Source organism: Pseudomonas sp. 05N434 (assembly GCF_056396965.1).
Map to the genome: position 1 here is coordinate 1 of NZ_JBFTMK010000592.1, position 2,993 is coordinate 2,993.

The 2,993-nt window shown below is 59.2% G+C and carries 4 protein-coding genes; all 4 read left to right on the forward strand.

Going from position 1 to position 2,993, the window contains the following annotated elements; genetic code table 11:
• Positions 1-219 (forward strand): hypothetical protein (locus AC1DLB_RS26415; RefSeq protein WP_477785949.1); only part of this gene is annotated, 219 nt, incomplete at its 5' end.
• 200 nt (positions 220-419) lie between these two features.
• Complete coding sequence (gene puuE / locus AC1DLB_RS26420; RefSeq protein ID WP_477785950.1) at positions 420-1,346, forward strand: allantoinase PuuE; 927 nt, start codon at positions 420-422, stop codon at positions 1,344-1,346.
• Entirely contained in the window at positions 1,343-1,858 is a 516-nt protein-coding gene (gene uraD, locus AC1DLB_RS26425) for a 2-oxo-4-hydroxy-4-carboxy-5-ureidoimidazoline decarboxylase (RefSeq protein ID WP_477785951.1), read from the forward strand. The genes puuE and uraD overlap by 4 nt, the downstream gene beginning before the upstream one ends.
• A gap of 89 nt (positions 1,859-1,947) precedes the next feature.
• Positions 1,948-2,943 carry an allantoicase gene (alc, locus tag AC1DLB_RS26430; protein WP_007940834.1) on the forward strand — a complete coding sequence of 332 codons (996 nt, stop codon included), beginning with the start codon at positions 1,948-1,950 and terminating at the stop codon, positions 2,941-2,943.
• Positions 2,944-2,993: the final 50 nt, after the last annotated feature.

Sequence of the window (2,993 nt, forward strand, 5' to 3'; positions counted from 1 at the left end):
CCTGCGTGGAGCAGTCAGACCTCGCGCCTCCCGAAGTCAGTTGAAAAGGAGACCGCACCGTTCCGGAGCACGAAAAGTTGCGGCGAGCGACTGATTAAGACATTTTTCAAAAAAATTGTACACAATAAAAACGACATTTTTACTGCCACCAACGGCATTCAGGGTTTGCAGGCGAATCTTGCGCCAAACCATAAGATCAGTGGACCTTCTATCCATTAACTGACCAGTCAGGCAGGTTTCTTGCAGTACCCTCCAATGAGAGCAGTCAGTGAAAAATGCAAAAAATCAGGCTTACAAAGTGAATATAAAGTTGTATACAATCACTCCATCGCTGTGACGCCAGCCTGCCCTCTCATCGCCAGGCCGCCACACACACCCTGACTTTGAACAAGTCGACACGAACAAGAAGGAAGACTGCAGTGAGCGCTGACTACCCACGCGACCTGATCGGTTAMGGCAGTAACCCTCCTCACCCACACTGGCCGGGCAATGCCCGCATCGCCCTGTCCTTCGTGCTCAACTACGAGGAAGGTGGCGAGCGCAATATCCTTCACGGCGATAAAGAGTCCGAAGCCTTCCTCTCGGAAATGGYCTCGGCGCAGCCGCTGCAAGGCGAGCGCAACATGAGCATGGAATCCCTTTACGAGTATGGCAGCCGTGCCGGCGTCTGGCGGATTCTGAAACTGTTCAAGGAATTCGACATCCCGCTGACCATCTTCGCCGTGGCCATGGCCGCCCAGCGTCACCCGGACGTGATCCGCGCGATGGTCGAGGCCGGCCACGAGATCTGCAGCCACGGCTATCGCTGGATCGACTACCAGTACATGGACGAAGCGCAGGAACGCGAGCACATGCTCGAAGCGATCCGCATCCTCACCGAAATCACCGGCGAGCGCCCGCTGGGCTGGTACACCGGCCGCACCGGCCCGAACACCCGCCGTCTGGTGATGGAGGAAGGCGGTTTCCTCTACGACTGCGACACCTACGACGACGACCTGCCCTACTGGGAACCGAACAACCCGACCGGCAAGCCACACCTGGTGATTCCGTACACCCTGGACACCAACGACATGCGCTTCACCCAGGTCCAGGGTTTCAACAAGGGCGACGACTTCTTCGAATACCTGAAAGACGCCTTCGACGTGCTGTATGCCGAAGGTGCCGAGGCACCGAAAATGTTGTCGATCGGCCTGCACTGCCGGCTGATCGGCCGCCCGGCGCGCCTGGCCTCACTCAAGCGCTTTATCGAATACGCTAAAAGTCATGAACAGGTGTGGTTCAGCCGCCGCGTCGACATCGCTCGCCACTGGCAGCAAACCCATCCGTACCAAGGGGCTGCCAAATGAGCCACTTCCAGACACTGAAGCCATCGACCCTGAGCCGCGACGCATTTGTCGCCGCCTTCGCCGACATCTACGAACACTCGCCATGGGTGGCCGAAAAGGCTTTCGACCTGGGCCAKGACACCTCGATCGACCAGATCGAAACCCTGCACCAGCGCATGAGCGACATCCTGTTGAGCGCCGATCACGCCAGCCAACTGGCCCTGATCAACGCTCACCCGGACCTGGCCGGCAAAGCCGCCGTCCAGGGCCAACTGACCGAAGCCAGCACCCATGAACAGGCTGGCGCCGGTATTCACCAATGCACGGCCGAAGAGTTTGAGCGCTTCACCGAGCTGAACGACGCCTACAAGGCCAAGTTCAAGTTTCCCTTCATCATGGCGGTAAAAGGCAGCAACCGGCATCAGATCCTCGCGGCGTTCGAAACGCGCATTCACAATTCGGTCGACACCGAATTCAAATGCGCGCTGGCGCAGATCAACAAGATCGCGTTGTTCCGATTACTGACCCTATAGCGAGCTTTGCCCGAGTGTTCTCAAACGCAAACAGCACCCAGGGCACTGCAAGCATCCCAAGCCAACTTATTTAAAGGCAGACAAGAAGAATGAAAGCTTACGCCGTACCTTTCGAGAAGTTCGTCAACCTGGCCGACGCCCGTCTGGGCACCAAAATCATCTCGGTCACCGATGACTGGTTCGCAGACGCCAACCGTCTGTTCCAGCCGACCCCGGCCGTGTGGAAAGAGGGCGTGTTCGATGACAACGGCAAGTGGATGGACGGCTGGGAGTCGCGCCGCAAGCGCTTCGAAGGCTACGACAGCGCGGTGATCCGCCTGGGCGTACCGGGTTCGATCAAAGGCGTGGACATCGACACTTCATTCTTCACCGGCAACTACCCGCCATCGGCCTCCCTGGAAGCCTGCTTCCTGGCCTCGGGCGAGCCGGACGAAAACACCCAGTGGACTGAAGTGCTGTCGGCCGTCGAACTGCAGGGCAACAGCCACCACTACCACGAAATCAATAACGACCAGGCGTTCAGCCACCTGCGCTTCAACATCTATCCAGATGGTGGCGTGGCCCGTCTGCGCGTGTACGGCATTCCGTTCCGCGACTGGTCGGCCGTTGGCGACAACGAACAAGTCGACCTGGCTGCCGCCCTGAACGGCGGTCGCGCCCTCGCCTGCTCCGACGAACACTTCGGCCGCATGAGCAACATCCTCAACCCGGGCCGTGGCATCAACATGGGCGATGGCTGGGAAACCGCACGTCGTCGTACCCCGGGCAATGACTGGGTGATCGTCGCGCTGGGCCATGCGGGTGAAGTCGAGAAAGTCATCGTCGACACCCTGCACTTCAAGGGCAACTACCCGGACAGCTGCTCGATCCAGGGTGCCTTCGTGAAGGGCGGCACCGACAGCCAGATCGAAACCCAATCGCTGTTCTGGCGCGAACTGCTGCCAAGCCAGAAGCTGGAAATGCACGCCGAACACACCTTCGCCGAACAGATCAAGGCGCTGGGCCCGATCACCCACATCCGCCTGAACGTGTTCCCGGATGGTGGTGTGAGCCGCCTGCGCGTTTTGGGCAAGGTCGCGAAGTAATGCTGAGCCTGTAGGAGCCGGCTTGCTGGCGATAGCGCCCTCACTGACGC